Origin of the sequence: Hathewaya proteolytica DSM 3090 (assembly GCF_900142225.1) — a bacterium.
Lineage (GTDB): Bacteria > Bacillota > Clostridia > Clostridiales > Clostridiaceae > Hathewaya > Hathewaya proteolytica.
This window is the reverse complement of sequence record NZ_FRAD01000019.1, coordinates 1-21866: the sequence shown is the minus strand read 5'-3', so window position 1 is coordinate 21866 and position 21866 is coordinate 1. Positions and strand designations below refer to the sequence as shown.

The following is a 21866-nucleotide window of genomic DNA, read 5'->3' as shown; positions in this document are numbered from 1 at the left end:
GACAAATACATGGTAAAACTTAATAATACATCATGGGGAGCCTGTGAACAGGCTGAGAGGAAGTTTTAGCTTCGACCCTTATAACCTGATTTGGATAATGCCAACGTAGGGAACTTGAAAGTGAAATTTTGCTACCGCTTACGCTGTTGAAAAGTGCTTTGGCACTTACATTATTATTCAATGGCATGGGCGGCTTTTTTTGTGCCCTGTGAGATTGTTTTGTAGACCATGCAAATAATTATATGGGAGAGTTTAAGTTTATGGAAAAATGTACGGGAAGTAAACAGTATACCACTCAGATGGATGCAGCTAAAAAAGGCATAATCACTGAGGAAATGAAAAAAGTTGCTGAATATGAAAATATGGATTGTAAAGAGCTTTTGGAGCTTATGGCAAAGGGGCAAATTGTAATTCCAGCTAACAAAAATCATAAGTGTTTGAAGCCCTATGGCATAGGAAATAAATTAAAGACCAAAATAAATGTGAATCTTGGTACATCAAGAGATTGTTTAGATCTTGATGTGGAGATGAAGAAGGTCATGACTGCTGTGGAAATGGGGGCGGAGGCCATCATGGACTTAAGTTCCTATGGGGACACTCAAGTTTTCAGAAGAAAGCTTACTTCCGAATGTCCAGCGGTGCTCGGGACAGTGCCAATCTATGATGCTGTGGTTTATTATAACAAGGCACTTAAGAAAATCACATCTGAAGAATGGATAGATATAGTTAGAATGCATGCAGAAGATGGAGTGGATTTTATGACTATTCACTGCGGTATAAATAAGAATACTGCGGAGCGTTTCAAAAAATCTAAGAGACATACAAACATAGTATCTCGTGGTGGATCCATAATTTTCGCTTGGATGGAGCTTACAGGAAATGAAAATCCGTTCTATGAGCATTTTGATGAAATACTTGAAATTTGCCAGCAGTATGATGTTACATTAAGCCTTGGTGATGCATGTCGTCCAGGTAGTATAGCTGATGCGGGTGATATATCTCAAATCGAAGAGTTGGTCAGCTTAGGGGAACTTACCATGCGTGCCTGGGAGAAAAATGTTCAGATAATAATTGAAGGACCAGGTCATATGCCATTAAATCAAATTCGTGCTAATATGGAAATTCAGCAGAGTATCTGCAAGGGTGCTCCTTTCTATGTCCTAGGGCCAATTGTTACCGATGTGGCACCTGGATACGATCACATCACGTCTGCCATTGGAGGAGCTATTGCCGCCACTTATGGCGCATCATTCCTTTGCTATGTAACCCCTGCGGAACACTTGAGACTTCCAACTGTAGAAGATGTACGAGAGGGAATAATAGCTTCCAAGATAGCGGCGCATGCAGCTGATATTGCAAAGGGTGTAAAGGGCGCTGCTGATTGGGATTATGAGATGAGTGAGGCTAGAAGAAATCTTGACTGGGAAGGGCAATTTAATTTAGCTATGGATGGTGATAAGGCTAGAAGATATCGTGCGGAATCCACACCAGAAAGGGAAGATACATGCACAATGTGTGGGAAAATGTGCGCAGTTAGAAATATTAATAAGATTCTGCGAGGTGAAGACGTGGACATCATGGATTAAAACTACGTGGGGTGGTGCATATGGCTCTTTTGTAGAAAGCAGTGATGGAATTAGGACTTGATTTAAAATAAAAGTTGCATGTGGCTCTTTTGTAGAAAACAGTGATAGAATTATTAATATAGGAAAATGGCTTCTTGGGAGTAAAAAACTCTTGGGGAGCTTTTTTAGATTTTAGGAGGATTTATGAGGGGTTTGCGTTAACAAAAAAATTAAATTTGGTATCTATTACTATAAGAAGTGTTATTAAATATTGGGAAGTTGTGAACCTGCCGCCTTGCGGCCTTATGGTGGAGGGCGCACAAGCCTGCGGCTTATCACTGCATTTGCCAAAAGAGCCATATGTATGGGAGAATTTAAAATGGTAATGTTACAGAGAGCATGTGCAGAATAATAAGACTATTTTGCTATGAAATATTTTTCGAATAAAATGTTTTTTAACATTAAAAAATGTGGAAATGAAACGGGATAAATAGTATGATAAGTAGTATGAATTAAAACCTCAACAAATGAAGTGGAGTAACTTAGAAGTAGAAAAGGAAAGGAGACTGTATGAAAAGAGATAAGAAAATACGAAATGTATCCACGAAAAACAACAATAATAACAGTAAAAACAAAAGCAATAAAGATAATAAAAACAACAAAAACAATAAAGATAATAAAGAAAATAATAAAAAAAATAATAACAATAAAAATGAATTAATAAAAGAGAGTAATTACAAAATAAAAAAAATTGACTATAAAAAGTCTTCGGATATATATTTAATTAAGCAAAGTGGAGAGAAGAAAAAAAGTAAATTAAAGAAGTGGATAAAAGCCATGGTGGCGGTTGTAGGGGCTACGGGAAGTTTGATGTTTTGTACATATTTTTATAAGGGGCACTTTGCTGGAAATAATGAGCAGGTGCAGATTAAGGAAGACCATACTCAAAGTGGTGATAAGAGGGACGAAATACAAAATAATATAAGTGGCAATGGTATAAAAGAAAATAGTGATTCCTTGCAATCAAATGCTTCAAATTATGTGAAATGTGAGGTTGGCGAGCCTAAAAAGAGAACTGATGAAGAGGTTTATAGTGAACTGAAAAAAATGTCTAATAATGATGAAAAAGTAAAAAAAATATATGATGAGAAAGAAAAATATCCTGTGGCTTTGTTGAGTTCTTTGGTGAACAACCCGGAGATGATAAACTTTGTAAGTGGGTACCTTAGTAGAGGGGCTGTGGAGGCTAGCAGCTACGAGACTCATGATATTGAGAAGAAAAATTCATTGATTCTTCAGTGGGATAAGAGATGGGGATATAAACCATATGGCAATAGCATTATTGCGGTTTCGGGGTGTGCTCCTACCTGTCTTTCTATGGTAATTAATTCTATGTCTGATTATGTCGTAACACCAGATGAAATGGCGAAGTTTAGCGAAAATAATGGGTTTTATATAAAGGGAGTAGGGACAGATTGGAAGTTAATGACCAAGGCTGTTATTGGCTATGGGATAAAGGGGAAGGAGATGTCCTTTTCAGAACAAAATATGAAGGTAGAACTTGATAGTGGCAATGTACTTATCGCCACCATGAGTCCAGGAGATTTTACAGCAGAGGGGCATTTTGTAGTGATACATGGATATGGAAAAGATGGATTTTACATTAATGACCCCAACTGCGTATATAGGAGTAAGAAGCCTTGGAGCTATGAGAAGTTGTCCACACAAATTAATAATATGTGGAGCTATTCTAAAATGAAGTGGTAAAATTATATTTCCAAAACTATAGGCCCAAAATATGTTCTACTAAGATTTTGATTCCTAGGGTGATGAGGATTGCTCCGCCTAGAAATTCTGCACGTTTTTCATATTTTTTGCCAAATTTGCTTCCGATGATGACGCCTACAAAAGATAGGGCGAAGGTGATTATTCCTATGGTGGCTATGGAAAGCCATATGTTTACGTTTGGAAGTAGGGCGAAGGTGATTCCTACAGCTAGGGCGTCAATGCTTGTGGCGATGGATAGAATAAATAAATCTTTTATATTTAATATGGCGCATATATCTGAATCCTTGTCCTCATCTTCATCCACTTTGATGGAATCGTAAATCATTTTTCCACCTATAAAAGCTAGAAGAGCAAAGGCTACCCAGTGATCAAAGGATGTTATGTAGGATTGAAATTGGGAGCCGAGAAACCAGCCAATAAGTGGCATAAGGGCTTGAAAGCCTCCAAAAAACAATCCTACTATGGTACAATGTTTGAAATTAATTTTTGTCATATTGAGCCCTTTGCAGATGGATACGGCAAAGGCATCCATGGAAAGGCCAATGGCAAGTAGTATTAATGCGATGATTCCCATAAATTTTTCCTCCTAAAATAATTAAGTCCAATTAATGGAGATTATACATTAATGCAAATTAAACGTCAACATAAGAAGTTCCCAAAAATTTGACATTAAAATGTAAATTATTTGAGAGTAAAAATTGAAATAATGGTGTATAATTAATTTGACTAATTTATAAATAAAGGAGATTTTATCATGAAAATAGCAATACCTATTCTAGTGGGAATTTTGCTGATAATAGCAGATTATTTTTTTATAAGTAAGGTTAAGAGTTCAAAACTCAAGGTAGTGCCTGTGATTTTAGGCTTCGTGTCTTCAGTGGTATGTGCCATTATATTGTATTTTACTCATGCTTTGGATGATGGTATAGTTTATTTTTACGTTGCAGCTTATGGAACGCTTTTGGTGTTGACATCGGTGATTGTGCTGCTTTTCTGCGTTAATAGAAATAAAAGTTTTCACTAATAATTCACATTATAAACAGGGGATTTATATGTGGTAGGGGGCTAAAAATGTCTAAGAATGAAATATTAAAGGATTTTATGAATAATACTGTTATACCAGGGTCTATTGTTTTGGCCTTGGGAATTGTTTTGAGTCCTTTGTGCAAAGTGGGGGAATCCGTGGATTTTGGGGTACTATTTGTGTACTGTAGTTTTCCTTTTGGCATTTATATGATATTAAAAAAGTTTCCAATTGATAAAAATATGAAGACTTTTGCTAAAGTTGTCACGGCTATTTTGGCGGTGATAGTGGGCTGCGCATTGGGGGTGGCAGCTTTGGCATGGACCCTTGGACGTGCTTTTGGGTATATTCCATACACTTTGTGGCGGTTTGTCATGAAGGATGAGCTAGAAGGTTCTGGGGGTTTAGGTAATGAAGATAGCAGTGGTTGTCCACATGATTATGCAAATAGCTATGGGAATGAGAATAGATGTATAAATGACAATAGATGTGTAAATGAGAATAACTGCGTAAATGAGAATAGCTGTGGAAATAAGAATATTTATGGGGTTATTGAGGACCCTATATTGGATGCGGACAGAATTGAGGTAATGAAAAGGATACAGGAACTTAGCGAGAAAAGGAAGTGAAGATGTGTATAGAATTCTTGGAGTTATGCAGCTGTTGGTGGTGTTCATAACAGTTTTTTATTGGATCAATAGGAATGGGTTGTGCACTTTGGTGGACCAGATTAAGATAATGTTTATCTTGTGGGGTGGTGCCATTGGGCTGTATAATCTGCAGCTTAGTAGTTTGTACAATCCGACTGTCATGGTGAATGTCATTGTTACGGTGATGTGTGTTGCGTTTTTCATGATGAGCAGGTTTAAGGGTGTTGTTATGGAGGATGTGAGGGCGGTGCAACGTTCTGACAATAAGATATATGGGCAGGTGTACTTTTACATTTGCGCTGCTATTTTTGTTGTTGCGGCGATTGTGTTTGCCATGGACGCCAAGGAGTATGGGCTGGCTATATTGTATCCCAATAAGATTGAAAAGCAGCAATTAGGGCATTATGGGGCATACATTATATATATGTTGGTGTTTGTGTGTCAGGTGGAATACATATTGTTCAGGATTTTTAAGGAAATTAAGCATGTGATTTTAGCGGTGGCCAGTGCGGGAATACTGTTCCTCACTCTAAATAGGGGGCCTATTGCTTTTATATTTATTACGGTGGCAGTATATGAGGTGTTCAACTTCATAAACTACAAGGAGAGCATTGGCAAGAAAAAGAGAATTTTGGTGTATTGTGGGTTTGCTGCTATGATAGTGGCCTTCATTGGGTTCTTTGGGTACATTGGAAATATGCGCATGGAGTATGTTTTGGAAAATGTTTATCATAGGACTTTGTGGGAGCACTATGGTGTCAGCCAGCTAGTTCCTACGGGGCTTTTGTGGGTGTACATTTACCTCACTAGTCCTCTGGAAAATGTGGCTTTTGCTCTTGCAAATGAGTCCATTGGAGGTTTTTCCTTTATGAGCAATTTGCTTTATCCTTTTATTAAATTGGGTGCTAATGTGATTGGTAAGGGGGAAGAGTTTAAGTTATGGCTAATGGAGAGGGGCAGTTATACGCCTTATTTGTTCGACAAGGTGGGGCTTAATGCTATGTCTTTTATTCCCAATGCTTTTGAGGATTTTGGTGTTTTAGGATTTGCAATTTATTTGATGATATTTATGGGCCTTGCCTATGGTTCCATTGTGATTTTTAAGAGCAGAAAGCATTTTACACCTATGGGGAAATTCCTTTTGTACACTAACATTACCAGTGTTATGCTGTGGAGTGTGTTTGACAATTCCCTTAGGATAACAACTCTTATTATCAATGTGGGGCTTGTGTTTTTTATTGAATATGGCATGGTGTTTATGAAGAAAAAAGAAAATGATGGAGTATAAGAGTTATGACCAATGATATAAAGCAGCCCTTGGTTGGGATAATACTGCTAAACTACAATGGAAGTAAGGATACTTTGGAGTGCATAGGGTCTCTTAGAGAGATAGAGTACAGTAATTATCATGTTATTGTGGTTGACAATAAATCCACTGATGATTCGCAGGGGATAATAAATAAATATATTGATGAAAATTATCATGAAGGCCAAGGGCAGGGGTGCACTTTTCTTCAGGCAGGATCCAATAGAGGCTTTGCTGCGGGAAATAATGTGGGGATTAGGTATGCCATGGATATTGGCTGTGAGTATGTATTGCTTCTCAACAATGATACTTTAGTGGAAAAAGATTTCTTAGATTACCTGGTGAATGTGGCGGTGCAGGACCATGGTATAGGAGAAATGTGCCAAAGTGTAGAGTGTAATTCCACCACTGAAAGAGGGAACACAGCATTTAAGGGCAAAGGAAATAAAGTTGGCATTGTCACGGGGAAGATATGCTATGAGGGCAAGAGGGATACTTTGTGGTTTGCCGGTGGGGAGTTTGTGGAGAATAGGTTTTACGGTGCTCATAGGGGTGAGGGAGAAGTGGATAGGGGCCAGTACGATAACGAGTGTTTCATAACCTTTGCTACGGGGTGTCTTATGCTTATCAGTAAGGAAGCTTTAGAAAGTGTGGGCGTGCTCAGCGAGGAATATTTTATGTATTATGAGGATGTAGATTATTGCCTAAAAATCATGGAAAATGGTTTTTCCATAAAATACTGTCCCAAGGCTCTTATATATCACAGGGTAAGTTCATCTACTGGGGGAGAGGCTTCGCCTTTTGCCATTGAGTGGAACACTAGAAACAGGCTGAGGCTAATTAATAAATACGGCAAAAAATACTTTAAAGGCAGTAAAATCAAAGAGTTAAAATTAAAATTGTTTTTCTATTCAACTAGAATCATAGTACTTTTAAAATATATTTTTACTGGAAAATTTAATAGGGTGGCTGCCCTTTGGAAGGGACTATCAAAAAAAGGAAACTGAAGTTAAATAAGGCTTCAGTTTCCTTTTTTTAACTGTAATTAATTAATAAGATAACATAAAATATTTCAATAGAGATAAATTTTATATCAATTCCTTTAAATTGAATTAAATAAATAGAAGAAGTTCATAAAAAATATCGCATATTTTAAAGCTTTTCAATAGACAAAACAAAAAAAATGTTGTATAATGTCGAATATAAGGATATTAAGTCGAAAAATATCGATAAAATTTTAATTTTTATATATTAAAATTAAACTTATTTTATGTTATCTAAACAGGAGGAATTAAGAATGAACAAGAAAAGTACAAAAGTATTAAGTAGTTTATTAGCTACTTCATCTGTTCTTACTACAGTTATGGGTGCAACTACTGTATTTGCCGAGGAAGTCGACAATTTATATGCAAAAGCATATACTGCAACTGAGGCAGCAGAAAAAACTAAAACTCAGGAATCTATAAATGTTGCAAGAGCAGCTGTAAGAGAATTAAATGCAGCATTAAAGAACAACGAAGCATTAAGAAAGCAGCTTGTTGGTGGTTTATCTGGAAGATTAGACCCATTACAGCAAGCACAATTTGTAGCTTTCTACGATATCCTTTACAAAGAGGACAAGGCTACATTAAAGGAAAAATTAACTCAGAAAGAAATCAACGAAGCTAGACAATACGTTGAAGCTTTCTTGGGTGCAAAAGAAAATGAACAATACGTTCCAGCATGGTCAACAGCAGTTGATAAGTTCCAGCAAGCTAATGTAAATGAAGCAACTGCATTAGTTAAAAAAGCTATTGAAACTAAAGCTGAAGCAGATGTAAAAGCAGCAAGAAAAGTAGTTGACGAATTATTAACATCAACAAATGCTGATGCTAAAACTGCTGCAGAAGGATTAAATATCCAGGTAGCTGAATTAGAAAAGAACGTATCTTTAGTATCTGTAAAACCAATTGGCGTTAAAAAAATGGAAGTTAAATTTAACAAAGCAGTAGATACTGAAAAAGCAAAGATAACTTTAAATAGAGGAATCATAGCAGTTAACACTGACAAAATAACTTTCTCAGAAGACAAAACTACAGCTATAGTAGAAACTACGGCTACTATGTGGGCAGATACTTACAAAGTAACAGTAGCAGGATTAACTGAAAAAGCTTTAGTTGCAGAAGTAAAAGTTGAAGATGAAAAAGTTGCTAAAATAGAAGTTGTTACAAAGCAGGCTCCAGTAGTTAACACAGCAGGCGCAACTGACTCAATAAAGGTTCAGTACAAAGCTGTAAACCAGTATGGAGAAACTAAGACAATTGATGCTTCTAAAATGAAGTGGACACCATCTTTAGGAACAGCTCAGAACGATGATGGTAAAGGTACATTTGAAATAATAAACATACCTCAAATAGCAGGAATGCAGAGAAAAGTTATCATAAATGGTGTATATATAGATGGAATAACTCCTATCGTTGTAACTTCTGAAGTAGAAGTTGTTGCAAAATCAATAGTTTCAGAAGTTAAATTTGGAGCTGTTACAGTAGACAAAAATGATTCTACTAAACGTTATGCAGCATTAACAGTTTTGGATCAGTATGGAAACAACTTAAATGATGCTGTTGAGATTAACAAACATTTAGTGTTCAGTAATTCAAATGAGAGATTAGTTGTGGCTTCACAGGTACAGAAAGCTGACGACGGTTCTCTTTATGTTGAATTAACATCAGGTGCAGATTACAAAAATGGCGGCACTGCTATAGTAACTCTTATCTGCAAGAACACTGGAAAAATGGACAAGGTTGAAGTAAGTGTAGCTCCAGCCGCTGCATTAAAATCATTTAAGATGATACAGCCAGAAGGAATTGTTAAGGCTGGAACTAATGATAAGGACGTTGTAATTCCATTTGAAGCATTTGACCAGTTTGGAAACAAATTAACAAAATTTGATGATTTAAAAGTTATGAAATTTACAGGTGCTTACCTTGATGAAGTTTTAACAGGAAAAGATAAGGGTAAAGCAGTATTGAGATTAGGTACTGGGGTTGCTACTAAGTTAACAGAAGGATATGTTTCAGTAACTGCAACTCATCCAGCAGCAGCTATATTCCAGAACATGCTTATAAAAGTTGAAAAAGCATCTGAAGCTAAAGCTTTAGTTGGATTAAACAGCAAATATAGCAAGACAACTGTTACAGGACAGGCATTTGCTTTTGAAGCTAAGAATTTCAACTTCCAGGATCAGTATGGTGAAACAATATCTTGTGCTAAGTTACCAGAAGGCGTTTCAGTTAAAGCTGTATCATACAATGAAACTGGAGCTCAAGTATTAACTGATTTAGGAAATGTTGCTGTAGATGTAACTAAAGCAGGAACTAAGACTGTAACATTTGCTTTAGTTAAAGACGGCAAAGTTATAGCAGGAACAGAAAAGAGCGAAACATTTACAATCGTTGCAAGAGATGCATTTGAATCTTATGCAATAGGAGAAATAGCTCCACTATATGTTGGTGCTGAAGGATACAAGGTTTCAGTTCCAGTATTCGGAGTAATGAAAAATGGTGCAAAAGTACAGTTACCAGCTGAGATGCTAGATATCGCTGTTGCAACAGTAAACAAGAAAGCATTAACTATAGCAAAACCAGAAATCACTAAAGGTGATGTAACAGCAGATGATTTATTAGTTGATGGTAAAGTTGTTGAAACTAAAGCTGTTGATGTAACAGTAAATGTTATCCAGGCTAATGGAATAATCTCTGAAACATTAAAGGGTAAATTAACATTAACTAGCGCAGCACCAAAAGCTTCTTATGCAGAATTTAATGCTAATGTTGTTGACGGAATCTACGATGTAGAAAAAACTGGCAGCTTAAGCAGAGCAGAAATATTGGCAGCTGTTATAGATACAGCAACAGTTGTTGACCAGTATGGTGTTGCAGGATCTAAATTAATGGAGGATGCTACTATAATAGTTAAATCCATTGAAGGTGGAACTGTAACAGAAAACGGTAAGACAGGAATGAAGATTGTTGAATTAGCAGCTGGAAAAACTGCTGTTATAGAGATTACAGCTGGAAGTGTTAAGTTAGATTTAACAATCAGAGCTACAGGTAAAGGAATTACCAAATAATAAAAGTGCGAAACGTTGCTTTATAAGTTAATAACGAAATAAGCTATATAAGGGCGTGGGGCAAGCCCATGCCCTTTATATAAACTGTTTTATTGAATTGGTAGGTGAAAGTCCTATCCAGATCTAATAGCCATTTTAAAAGATTTGAGCCTGAACCCCTGCATGAAGTTTAAAACTACTATTTTGACTTTGTGAAGCCAGGTAAGGTCGTAATACGTGAGAGTCGTATGCGGGGCTCCTTAAAAGAGTGCTATGGTAAACAAAGCTAACCCATGAATATGCGTCTTATAAATATATTCCATGCTGTTAAATGATGCTATGCTTTTGGTTTGGTATGGAACGGTGAAGATGAGATGCTTCACTGGTTTAAGAATAATTTTGGCTATTAAACTTAAACAAGGTAAGTCGTTAGTGGGTACCTAAGGCATTTCAAAATAAAGGGATAGATAAAACGGAACGTTTGATGCTGTGTGTGGGTAGGTTTGGTAGAACTTATGATCCATATACGGGCTCAGCAGGTTCATAGTAGCTGTGACGCTCAGCCGAAAGTCAGAGTATAGAGTTGGGGAAGGCTCTTCTGAAATACTCTTATGGTAACATAGGAGAAGGATAACACTGAGTTAGCCAAGGGACCTAGTCGGTAATCTAAAAATAAGTATAAGTGAATACAAACAGCATATTTTTTAAATTATGATTTCTAATTTTTGAACCAAAAGTAGTCCAAATTTGGATAAAAATTTAAAAAAAACATGTAAAAATTTTTTTTGATTAATATAAAAGAATTTTTCAATGGAAAATAGGAAAAATAATACTATATATTGAAGAATAAAATTAATTGAATATAAATTAGTATTGATAAAAAAGCATATAATATACAATAAAGTCATTATTTCGCTACTGTGTGAATATATACAGTAGTGGGGTAATGGCTTTTATTTTTTGATTTATAAAATATATTTAGTAAATTTATACATGCAAATATTAGAAATGTAATTATGATATAAGAAAGTAATAAAAAGACAAAAATAATTACAAAAATGAATATTATATAAATTTAATTCAAAAAAATATAGTAAATATTGAATCAAGGTATTTATCATGGAGAATATTGTCGAATATTGGCATACGAAAAATTTGAAATGAAAAAAAACAAGCTATATAATAATACTTGAGTAATATTCTAAATCATACTAATTAAATTAAACTTGTATTAATTCATTTAGTTAATTATTTTTTACTCATTTATTATTTTGTTTGCAAAGCTGAATTGAAGAAGGATATATACGACTAAAAGTATATTCTTATGATATTGGGCTTTAAAAAATAAATTTTATAAAATTTAGTTTTTATCTAAATAGGAGGGAATTGAGTATGAACAAGAAGAACACTGAAGTGTTAAGTGGCGTTTTAGCTACAACATTGGGGCTTGGTAGTGTAATGGGTGCAACCACTGTACTAGCTGATACTGTTGATCAATTGTACAAAGCCGCATTTACAGCAACGCAAGAAGCGCAGAACAAGAAGACACAGGAAGCTATTAATGTAGCAAGAAAAGCTGTAAGAGAATTGGATGCAGCTTTAAAGGATAACAAGGATTTAAAAGCTCAGTTAATCGGTACATTATCAGGAATGCTTGATCCATTACAGCAGGACAAGTTCAAAGAATTCTATGGAATAATCTACGAAGAAGACAATAAAACTGAGAAGAAAAACTTATCTCAGGAAGAAATCAACAAGGCAATGGAGTTTGTTGAAAGCTTCAAGGGAGCTTATGTAAAAGATTCAGAGGAATACAAGGCTTATATAGGCGCGTGGTCATCAACAGTTGATAAATTTCAGCAGGCTAATACAAATGCAACTGTAGCGCTTTTTGAAAAAGCTCTTAAATCAAAAACACCTGAAGATGTTAAGGCAGCAAGAGAAAGTTTAAATAAGTTATTAAAAACTGTAAATAAACAAACAAAGGAATTTGCGGAAGGGCTAGATGCTCAACTTAAGGTTCTTGAAGATACAGTAGCAATAGCTTCTGTAAAAGCTGTAGGAGCTAAAAAAATCGAAGTTAAGTTTAGCAAACCAGTCGACACTGCAAAAGCAAAAGTTACTCTAAAGAAAGGCCTAATCACAACAAATGTTGAAAAAGTAACATTTGCTGATGATAAAATGAGCGCAATAATTGAAACTACAATCAACTTAACAAAGGGAACTTATAAGGTTACAGCAGAAGGTTTAACTGAAAAAGCTCTTGAAGTTGAGTTTGAAGTGGATAATGAAAAAGTATCTGATATAAAAATTCTATCAGAAAATGCTCCTATAGTTTCTAATAGTGAATCTAAAAAAGCAATGGTTAACTTTGAAATATTAAACCAATATGGTGAAAATGTTACAAAGAGAGAATTCTCAAAAGTAACTTGGACAATTTCTACAGGAGTACAGGCAAGTGGAAATAATGATGGAACATTGCCTATTTCTAAAACAGCTGCATTTATCCCAGGAGAACTTGTTTATGTAACTGGTGTATACGCAAATGCAACAACTGGAGTTTCAAAAGTTGTAAATTCTCAAGTTAAAATTGGACTTGAATCAAAAGCTAACAAAGTTGAGTTTGATAAAATATACAATGAATATGGCAAAAAATTCGGTGCTGATTTCGCAAATGATAAGTTCCATTTATTATTTGATGTATTAGATCAGTATGGAAACAAAATTATACCAAGTGAATCTACATTAACTTCATTGAAGAAAACACTTGTGTTTACATGCGATAATATACTATTTGTAAAAACTCCTGCATCTGATGGAACGGATTTAGAGCTTGTTGAAGATAGTAATGGAAACATGAGATTTGGATTGAAGCTTGTAAGAGGAAGCATGCCAGAAAGAGGCGGAAAGGTTACAATCCAAGCTGTGTCAACTGCTACAGGAAATGTAAGTAAATTCGAATTTGAAGCAACGGCTTCGTCAGAAGTTAAAACATTCAATATGACTGCTCCACAGCAGATAGTAACTGTAGGCAAAACAATAGAAATACCATTTGAAGCAATAGATCAGTATGGAAATGCTATTACCAAATATGCAGATTTAAATGGGAAGATTACTTTCAGCGATAATTTGAAATTTGTTGAAATAACAGAAGGTGCTAATAAAGGAAAAGCTAAGCTTGAATTTAAGGGTACAAAAGAGGGAATGGTTTATATAACATCTCTTGTAACTAATGGTGGCAACTTCTCTAGCATGATGCTTGATGTAAGAGCTGCAATTCAGGCCAACGTTATTGTAGGCTTAGTAAAAGATTTTTCTAAGAGCATGGTAGCAGGAGATACAAAAGAACTTTATGCAAAAAATATATTAGCTCAAGATCAGCATGGTAGCATGATGAGCACAGACGATATATTAGATTGGGTTAAAAAGCCTGAAAATAGAATTAAAGTAGTTACAACAATTGATAAAGTGGAAAAAGTAGATTACATTGAAGACGAAAAGGCAAGTGTAAAATTAACTAGAGCAGATGAAGGTAAGATTAATGTATCTATAACTCTTCAAACAAAGGGTGAAAAAGACAAAGATTTTAAAGATGTTGATGGAAGTACTAGAAATGAAACTATAACAGTTGTAAAGAAGAATGCATTCAAATCATTTAAATTATCTGATTTAGGTACAATGTACGTCGATACAACAGAAGGAAAAGTTGCATCTGATAAATATTGTGCAACACCTGAAGTAATTGGAGTACTTGAAAATGGTACAGAAGTAGTTCTACCAGTTTCAATGTATGATATAAAAGTAAATGAAAACATGTTAACAGCTACTTCTAGTGGAGATATAGTTGAGAAAAAAGTAGAAACATCTGATTTTGATAAAGACAAAGATACAACAACTACTACTGTAACTATCAATGTTAAAGATAGCAATGGAGCATTCCTTGAAACTTTAAAAGGAACTTTAACATTATCCAAAGTAGCACCTGCTGGAAAGTCATTTGTTATTTTAGACACAGCTAAGGATGAAGATATTACTTTAGGTGTAGGAACTATAACAGCAGATCAGATAAGAAATGCTATAGCTTCAACTGTAAAAGATCAGTATGGTATCAAGAATGCAGAGTTATTTGCTAAATCTAGAATTACTATAAAGAATATTGATTCTAAAACTGCAAAGGCTGATTCAAACAATGGTACAGCTACAGCAAGTATAATACAATTAACAGATGGAGATACATTTGTAGTTGAAATGACTTGCGGCGAAGCTAAGGCAAAAGCTACTGTAACTGCTTCAAAAGATGTACAATCTAAAATAGAAGAAGATGCAGCTAAAAAAGCATTAGAGACAGCAACAGCAGCAGTAGAAAAAGCTGAAGGAAGCAAACTTCAGGCAGACTATGATGCAGCAAAGAAATTAGTAGATGCATTAGCAGTAGGAAAAGATAAAGATGCTTTAAATGCTAGATTAGTAGTAGTAAAAACAGCTATAGATACAGCAAATGCAGAAGATGCAGCTAAAAAAGCATTAACTGCTAAAATATCTGAAGTAGCAAAAGTAGAGGAAGGAAAAGCTGAAGGCGTTGTAGTTGGAAACCAAGTTGTAGGATCAAAAGCGACATTAGATGCAGCTAAAAAGGCAGCAGAAGATGTGTTAAATAATGCTAATTCTAAAACTGAACAATTAACACAAGCTACAAATACATTAAACGATGCAATAGAAGCGTATAAAGCTGCAGTAGTAGTAACTACAGGAACATTAACAGCACCAACTTTAACAATAGCAAAAGATAATAATGATCCTGTTAAGGGAACTATAAGTGGTTATAATAAATCAGTTGGAGAAACTTTAGTAGTTACTTCAAGCGATGCAGACACTGTAAGTGTAGATGCGGAAGATGGTTTAGCTGTAACTGGAAAGAAAGCCGGCAAAGCTACAATAACAGTTACTGTTAAGAATGCAGATGGAAAAGTAATAAAAGTAGGAAGTGTAGAAGTTACAGTTACAAAAGCAACTGCATAATAAAAGTGCGAAACGTTACCTTATAAGCCTTATGGCGAAATAGGTGGAAATAAGGGGGGAGGAAATTAACCCTTACCCCTTATTTTCTAACTGTTCTATTGATTAAATAGGTGAAATTCCTATTCAGAGTAAACAGCTATAGCTCTGACCTAAGCCCCCTACATAGATTTAGAACTGCTAAGTTAAGTCTATGAAGCTAGGTAAGGTCGTAATCTGTGAGAGTCAGATGCGGGGTTCTTTAAAAGATTGCTATGGTAAGGAAGACGAATCCATTATAATGCGTCTTATAAATTATAGTTCATGCTGTTAAATTGATAGCTATGCTTGCAGTTTGGTATGGATCAATACAATTGAAATATTGTATTGGCTTTGGCATAATTGGCTGTTAAACCAAGGCAAAGTAAGTCGTTAGTGGATACCTAAGGTAGTCAAAATAAGGGATAGATAGAATGGAACGTTTGATGCTGTATATAAAGAGGTGTAGCAGCACCAGTGATGTATATACGGGCTCAGCAGGTTCATAGTAGCTGTGACACTCAGCCGAAAATCAGAGCATAGAGTAGGGGAAGACTCTTCTGAAATACTCTTATGGTAACATAGGGGAAGGATAACACTGAGTTAGCCAAGGAACCTAGTCGGTAATTTAATTCGTGTTTATATTGTACTAAAAAACTAAATATATCATACATTTAGCTAATAAAACAGGGTCTCGAAAAAGTATTCGAAGACCCTGTTTTTTGTGCGCCCAGCATGGGTGCAATATAACGGGTGATAGTCCAAAGCACGGGTTGATAGTGCCAAGTGCATAGCTTAAGACAAGGGTGTTCACCGTGGTATGGAATCTGAAGGAAGTCGGCGGTAAAACTATGGTCTGACGAACAGAAACGACCACTAGGATTCCGACACTAGTAGACCTTGGAAATTAAAATATTTAGGATTTACATTTTACCCAAAGAAAGGTGAGATAGGAATAAGAGTACATGAAAACTTTATTAAAAAACTAAAAGCTAAATTAAAAGATGTAACCGGAAGAAATTATGTCATGAGCATGGAATTTCGCTCAATTAAATTAAGGCAAAGTATAGTTTGTTGGGTTAATTACTTTAAATTAGCTGATATAAAAAGTACTCTTAAGACTTTAGATTAGTGGCTAAGAAGAAGGATTCCCATGTGCTGTTGGGGAACAATGGAAGAAAGTTAAACCAAAGCATGATAACCTTAAAAGGCTTAGAATATATCTTTTCCTACTACTCGATTCTTATGTGCCTAGCATGTGCTAAATATAATTGGTGGGAGACTGAGTACAGATTGATAGTTGCAAGTGGCAAAGTTGTAGATCAGATATAGTTACTATATGAAAGAATTTTTTTAAAATAATTAATATATCTATAACTTCAATTCAAAAAGGAAAATATATTAATAAAGTATTAAAACAATGAATAAGTATACATAGAATGTAAATTTAAAAAGGTATAATAGATATAATACATGGTCAATATTCAAAAATATAGGGGTAAAACCTTATATATAATTGGGAGGTAAGCAATGGCAAATAATAAGAAAAAAGTTATGAGCACTGTAATGGCTATAACCACAGCTATGGGAACTTTAATGGAAGGAACCATGGCCATAACAGCTGTGAACGTGGATAAAAATCAGTTGTGGTCCCAAGCGTATACGTACACTATGAAGGCTAAGAAATCGGGGTTGCAAGAAGACATTAATGTTGCTAGAAAGGCTATAAATGCATTGAGTGAAGGTCTTAGCTCAGATAAAAAGTTAAGAGAACAGTTAACAGGTACTTTGTCAGCAATGCTGGATCCGGTTCAGCAAAGTTTATTTGTAAAATTATACGAAGTAATATATGAACAAGATATGGTTACTAAGAAAAAGATATTACCACAAGAAAAAATAAATGAGGCGCGTAAGCTTATTAAAGGATTTGCTAGTTGTAAAGAAAATCAGGATTATATTCCTTCTTGGTCTGTGGTTATTGATGAGTTTCAACAGGGCATAATAAATGCCGTGATTGAAAATATAAAAAATGTTAAGGAAAAATATGAATTGGAGGATATTGATAAAACTACAGAATGTATAAATGAGCTTCTAAAGGTAACTGATAATGATTTGATAAAATTAAAAGCCCAAGAGCTGAATATAGAGTTTTTAAGTACCCTTGTAAAAGGCGGTAAAATTATTGATTTTAGAAAATCATACTCAAATATACTTTTAAAGAAAGATAAAGATTTAAGTACGAATGATAAAAAGACTGTTGAGGCAGCTATAGAGTATATAGATATACTGCCAGAGGATATAAAAGCAATCTTAAAAGATGAAGTTACAAAGCTTAAGGAACAAAAAAAGTTAATTGACAATATGGCTAGTGAAACATTACCATATTACCCTCCTGTAATCGATAACATAAGTGATGTGGATAGGTTTAAAAAAGATTATGCTGAAATTTTCAGCATGGACCTGGACGAGAGCATTATAAGAAATAAAACATATATAGATGAAGCACTTCATAAATTCAATTCATTGAGCAAATCAGATAAGGCTGCGTTAAAAAAAGAGGAAGAGAAACTTAATTCCCTTGTAAACTTCATAAATCAATTTATTGAAAAGAGTGTTTTTACTTTTAAAACGAGTCACAGAGAATTATTAAATAAGACTGTGGATACAGTTAATATATCTGACAAGAAAGAAATTGCAGATGCCTTAAAAGAATTTGAGGGATTCCATGGAGATATGAAAGCAAAATTAATAAAGGAAGCAGAAATTTTAACTAAGTTAAATGCAAAGTTAAATGGAGACTTGTTATGTGAGCTCAACGTATCTGTTAAGGGTAAATTTGTTACAATAAGTGGCATTGCTACAGAGTATGATGATAATGGTATGATACTTATAGTAAAGGACACTCAAGGGAATATATGCTATTTTGACCAGATAAGCATGAACAGTCAGGGTAAATTTAGTGTAAGCTTTGATTTCACTAACAACATGTTTGGAGTGAAAAACATCACTGGTTCATATCGGGTATGTATGAAAATCCAAGGTAGCGATTTAACTAGTAAAGAGCTCAACTTTAGTATAGAAAATATAATAAAACTAGAGGTAGAAGAATTCCAAACTAGAAATAAAGATGTAGTTATTGATATGAACGATAAAAATGTAAAAATTGGTGACGATGTAAGGATAAAAGAAGTAATTGATGAGATTAATACATTATCACCGGAAGCTCAGCTTGCATTAAAAGAGAAAAAGGTGGAACTTGAAAAGTTACTTGTAATTATAGCTGGCAAAAACGTAGAGAAGGAAGTAGCTGATTTTAAGGCTGCTCACAATGCTCAATTAATTTTAACTGAGAGTGTTGTAAGTGTATCTAATAGAGAAGCTGTGCAAAAGGCTGTTGATGACTATGAATTATTGTCAAAAGAGGCTAAGGCTTTGCTAGTGGAAGAAAAAGCTAACTTAGATAAGTTAATGAAAAAGATAAACGATCTGAGAATAGATGTTGATGCAGCTGATTTTGCAAAGTCATACAAAGATATTCTTCAGAAGACAATTGATACGGTTCAAAGTGGTGACAAGGAAATTACATTAGCTGCTATTGCTAAATATGATGATCTTCAACAGGGTTCAAAAGATATAGTAGATTCTAATGCTGAACTTACAACTCATGGACACATAAAGGAACATCTACAAAAATTGATGGACAAGGTTAGTGCATTGATATTTAAGGCAAATCATGTAGATATATTGGGCGTTTCTGTCAGTGGAGTCACATTAGAGCATGAAGCTGCTATAAAGAGTGCAGAGGATGAGTATGCAACTCTTAATGAGGTTTCTAAATCATATTTAGCAGATGAAGCAAAAGCATTAGAGGTCCTTAGAGCAGAAATTGAAAGGCTTAAAAGCTTTGATAAGTTAACGAAAACTATAACATCTGCCAAGGGTATAAAAAAGGTGGAAGAACCTGATTCAAACATAGTGGAAGGTAGTAAGATTGTTGGTTCATGGGCTATATTCCAAGAATGTATTGCTAGTGCAGAAAAGGTTCAGGCTTCTGATACTATAGAAAATATAAATAAAGCTATAAGTGCTTTGGAAACAGCAAAGAAATCATATGAGGATTCCAATGTAAAGCTTATAGATGCTGTTGGGGTAGTTGATGGACGAGTAAATAGCAAAATAGGGGAAACATTAGAAGTTAAAATACCATTACAGAATGGCGAGAGTTTAGTGAGTATAAATGATGTAGTATGGGATTTAAATAATGGAAAGTGGGTTAAAGTAGCAAATAAAAAAACTACCACTGATTCTTTGTTGGTAGAATGCATATTAAAAACAGCTGATAAAGCTAATATAAATGTTTCTATTAAAAATAGTGAAGGCAATGTTATCAAAATAGTTAAAGTGTATCTTACGATAACTGAAAAAACTGCGGACGATAAAGTTAATGAGTTCAAGAATGCTCATAAAGCTGCGTTTGAATTAACCAGTGAAAATGTCAGTATTAATGATGAAGCTATAATAAAAACTGCTATTAGCGAATATGACAAGCTAACAGACGATAGCTTAAAGAGTGCAATAAGAACTGATGTTGAAAAGTTGATTGCTTTATTGAGTGTAATATCAGATAAAAAGGTAGAAAAATTCAGAAGTGATTTTAGTTCTGTTTTGGGGCTAACAGTTGATAATGTCATTTTAGAAAATAGAACTGATATAATATCAGCCTTAAGTGCTTATGCAGAACTGGATGAGAGTGCAAAAAATAAGCTCGTTGAAGAAAAGGGCAAGTTAGAGGCACTTAAAGTAGCAACGGATGGAGCTGCTGTTAAAAAAGATGCAGATGATTTTAAAACTAAATATGACAGTGTTCTAAAATTAACTGTGGATACTGTTAAACTTCAGGATAAGACTAGTATAGAGAATGCCTTAAGAGATTTTAATGCTTTGCAAGATGGAGCTAAGAAGTTGTTTGAAAATGATATGGTAGCAATGCTACAGGGACTTCTTGATAAAATAGCTAGCTTAGGGCAGGAAGAAACAGAGTTTGACATTGCTAAGCAGGAATTAAAAACTTTAGTAGAACAGTGTAGAAAATTACATGATGAAGCTGAAGAGGGAGACTACGCTGAATTACATCTTAAAGGATCAAAGACTATATTCGATAATGCAATAAAAGAAGCTAATATAATTTTTTCAGATCCTAATTCAAAAATAGCCAATATGAAAAAAGCTATAGATGATTTACAAATAGCAAAGTCTAAGTTTGAAGGATCAACTGTAAAGTCTGTTACACTTTGTACTGGTAATAAGATAACTATAATTTCATCACAAGTTGGTAAAGATGTTGAGATTAACATACTAGAAGGTGCTATATTAGAAGGCGAAAGTATTTATAACACGTATCCAATTTATGAGGATAGAGGCGACTATGTGCAAATAGGAAAAGTGTGCGTTGAAAATGGAAAAATAATTGTAAGTTTAACTGAAAAGACTACAACGGAAATGGGTGGGTATGTTGATATTCCTATTTATAATGCCGAAGGGATATCAGTAAAATCAGCTACTATAGTTGTAGTGGTTATAGACTAAATTTTAAAGGAGGAATTTTAGATGAAAAAAGGTAGAATAATTGGTGCAATATTATCGGCAGCCATGATGGTGAATTGCATAAGCCCTGTTATGACAGTTTTTGGTCAGACTACAGGGGTATTTGAAAATCCATTAGCTCCTGTGGATAGAACGCAGAGTGCAGAAAAGTTTACGGCTAAACCATTAGTTATATTAATAGATTTTCCTGATTATAGATATACGGAGCTAGATGAAAGAGAAAAGGATTTTAGAATAAATTCATTTACAGGAAAGGAAACCACAGCTGATTTTTATGAAAAACTTTTCTTTGGTGATGAGACATACAAGACGGAAGATGGAAATGATCATATAACCGTAAATAAATTTTTCAAGGAAGAATCCGGTGGTACCTATGAGTTCAAAGGCAAGGTAATGGGCTGGTATACAGCAGATAAGCCGGCTGCTACTTACGGTGCCAATGTAGATAAAAGTGATCAAAAAAATGCTAGAAATCTGGTTTTAGAAGCAATACAAAAGGCATCAAAGGACGTTGATTTGTCTGAATTTGATATTGAAGATAAATGGGACTTAGATGGTGATGGAGATTATAACGAACCAGATGGCATTATAGATAGTTTAGTAGTAATTCACCCTGGTCTTGGAGAAGAATGGGGTGGGGGTTCTCTTAAGGAAGATGCAATTTGGCCTTTTAGATGGGGATTCAATGTTTTCGGTGAAAACATGGATTCGTATACTCCCGCTGAAAAACAAGCTATAGTAAACAAAAATCACAAAGTAACAGATAAAAGCGGAAAAGAATTTTTCGTTGAGGATTTCACTATTT

At 34.6% G+C, this 21866-nt stretch carries 14 protein-coding genes and 1 riboswitch; of the genes, 13 read left to right on the top strand and 1 reads right to left on the bottom strand.

Annotation, left to right across the window (positions count from 1 at the left end; genetic code table 11):
• The first annotated feature begins 23 nt into the window (after positions 1–23).
• A riboswitch (TPP riboswitch) is annotated at positions 24–129 on the top strand.
• 131 nt (positions 130–260) lie between these two features.
• From thiC to BUA73_RS13730, 3 genes are all read left to right on the top strand, one after another.
• Positions 261–1586 carry a phosphomethylpyrimidine synthase ThiC gene (gene thiC, locus BUA73_RS10495; RefSeq protein WP_072904081.1) on the top strand — a complete coding sequence of 442 codons (1326 nt, stop codon included), beginning with the start codon at positions 261–263 and terminating at the stop codon, positions 1584–1586.
• Positions 1587–1720: 134 nt separating this feature from the next.
• On the top strand, positions 1721–1951 hold the full coding sequence (locus BUA73_RS10490; RefSeq protein WP_072904080.1) for a hypothetical protein: 231 nt from the start codon (positions 1721–1723) through the stop codon (positions 1949–1951).
• A 184-nt stretch (positions 1952–2135) separates the two neighbouring features.
• Positions 2136–3332 (top strand): C39 family peptidase, encoded by a 1197-nt coding sequence (locus BUA73_RS13730; RefSeq protein WP_084672226.1) that lies wholly within the window; start codon positions 2136–2138, stop codon positions 3330–3332.
• 16 nt (positions 3333–3348) lie between these two features.
• On the opposite strand, the gene BUA73_RS10480 is transcribed toward BUA73_RS13730, so the two are convergent.
• Positions 3349–3927 carry a manganese efflux pump MntP gene (locus BUA73_RS10480; RefSeq protein ID WP_072904079.1) on the bottom strand — a complete coding sequence of 193 codons (579 nt, stop codon included), beginning with the start codon at positions 3925–3927 and terminating at the stop codon, positions 3349–3351.
• Between the two features lie 180 nt (positions 3928–4107).
• Between BUA73_RS10480 and BUA73_RS10475 the strand changes: the two genes are divergently transcribed.
• From BUA73_RS10475 to BUA73_RS10435, 10 genes are all read left to right on the top strand, one after another.
• Positions 4108–4377: a hypothetical protein gene (locus tag BUA73_RS10475; protein WP_072904078.1), complete on the top strand. Its 270-nt coding sequence runs from the start codon at positions 4108–4110 to the stop codon at positions 4375–4377.
• A 47-nt stretch (positions 4378–4424) separates the two neighbouring features.
• Positions 4425–5006: a DUF6050 family protein gene (locus BUA73_RS10470; RefSeq protein ID WP_072904077.1), complete on the top strand. Its 582-nt coding sequence runs from the start codon at positions 4425–4427 to the stop codon at positions 5004–5006.
• A 4-nt stretch (positions 5007–5010) separates the two neighbouring features.
• Positions 5011–6315: a hypothetical protein gene (locus BUA73_RS10465; RefSeq protein ID WP_072904076.1), complete on the top strand. Its 1305-nt coding sequence runs from the start codon at positions 5011–5013 to the stop codon at positions 6313–6315.
• 5 nt (positions 6316–6320) lie between these two features.
• Positions 6321–7340 carry a glycosyltransferase family 2 protein gene (locus BUA73_RS10460; RefSeq protein ID WP_072904075.1) on the top strand — a complete coding sequence of 340 codons (1020 nt, stop codon included), beginning with the start codon at positions 6321–6323 and terminating at the stop codon, positions 7338–7340.
• A gap of 290 nt (positions 7341–7630) precedes the next feature.
• Positions 7631–10444, top strand: a complete 2814-nt coding sequence (locus BUA73_RS10455) for a hypothetical protein (protein WP_072904074.1) — start codon at positions 7631–7633, stop codon at positions 10442–10444.
• Between the two features lie 1371 nt (positions 10445–11815).
• Positions 11816–15442, top strand: coding sequence for an Ig-like domain-containing protein (locus BUA73_RS10450; RefSeq protein WP_072904073.1), 3627 nt, complete (start codon positions 11816–11818; stop codon positions 15440–15442).
• 1042 nt (positions 15443–16484) lie between these two features.
• Positions 16485–16589, top strand: coding sequence for a group II intron maturase-specific domain-containing protein (locus BUA73_RS14620; protein ID WP_423230386.1), 105 nt, complete (start codon positions 16485–16487; stop codon positions 16587–16589).
• Entirely contained in the window at positions 16589–16789 is a 201-nt protein-coding gene (locus BUA73_RS14240) for a hypothetical protein (protein WP_207649871.1), read from the top strand. Before BUA73_RS14620 ends, BUA73_RS14240 begins: the two co-directional genes overlap by 1 nt.
• A 198-nt stretch (positions 16790–16987) precedes the next feature.
• Positions 16988–21043: a coiled-coil domain-containing protein gene (locus tag BUA73_RS10440; RefSeq protein ID WP_072904072.1), complete on the top strand. Its 4056-nt coding sequence runs from the start codon at positions 16988–16990 to the stop codon at positions 21041–21043.
• Between the two features lie 21 nt (positions 21044–21064).
• A partial coding sequence (locus BUA73_RS10435; protein WP_143147001.1) for an immune inhibitor A domain-containing protein occupies positions 21065–21866 on the top strand: 802 nt, incomplete at its 3' end.

Excerpts from the sequence above, each read along its gene's own strand:
- thiC (WP_072904081.1), top strand. The coding sequence starts at position 261 with ATGGAAAAATGTACGGGAAGTAAACAGTATACCACTCAGATGGATGCA.
- BUA73_RS13730 (WP_084672226.1), top strand. The coding sequence starts at position 2,136 with ATGAAAAGAGATAAGAAAATACGAAATGTATCCACGAAAAACAACAAT.
- BUA73_RS10480 (WP_072904079.1), bottom strand. The coding sequence starts at position 3,927 with ATGGGAATCATCGCATTAATACTACTTGCCATTGGCCTTTCCATGGAT.
- BUA73_RS10475 (WP_072904078.1), top strand. The coding sequence starts at position 4,108 with ATGAAAATAGCAATACCTATTCTAGTGGGAATTTTGCTGATAATAGCA.
- BUA73_RS10470 (WP_072904077.1), top strand. The coding sequence starts at position 4,425 with ATGTCTAAGAATGAAATATTAAAGGATTTTATGAATAATACTGTTATA.
- BUA73_RS10460 (WP_072904075.1), top strand. The coding sequence starts at position 6,321 with ATGACCAATGATATAAAGCAGCCCTTGGTTGGGATAATACTGCTAAAC.
- BUA73_RS10455 (WP_072904074.1), top strand. The coding sequence starts at position 7,631 with ATGAACAAGAAAAGTACAAAAGTATTAAGTAGTTTATTAGCTACTTCA.
- BUA73_RS10450 (WP_072904073.1), top strand. The coding sequence starts at position 11,816 with ATGAACAAGAAGAACACTGAAGTGTTAAGTGGCGTTTTAGCTACAACA.
- BUA73_RS14620 (WP_423230386.1), top strand. The coding sequence starts at position 16,485 with ATGAGCATGGAATTTCGCTCAATTAAATTAAGGCAAAGTATAGTTTGT.
- BUA73_RS10440 (WP_072904072.1), top strand. The coding sequence starts at position 16,988 with ATGGCAAATAATAAGAAAAAAGTTATGAGCACTGTAATGGCTATAACC.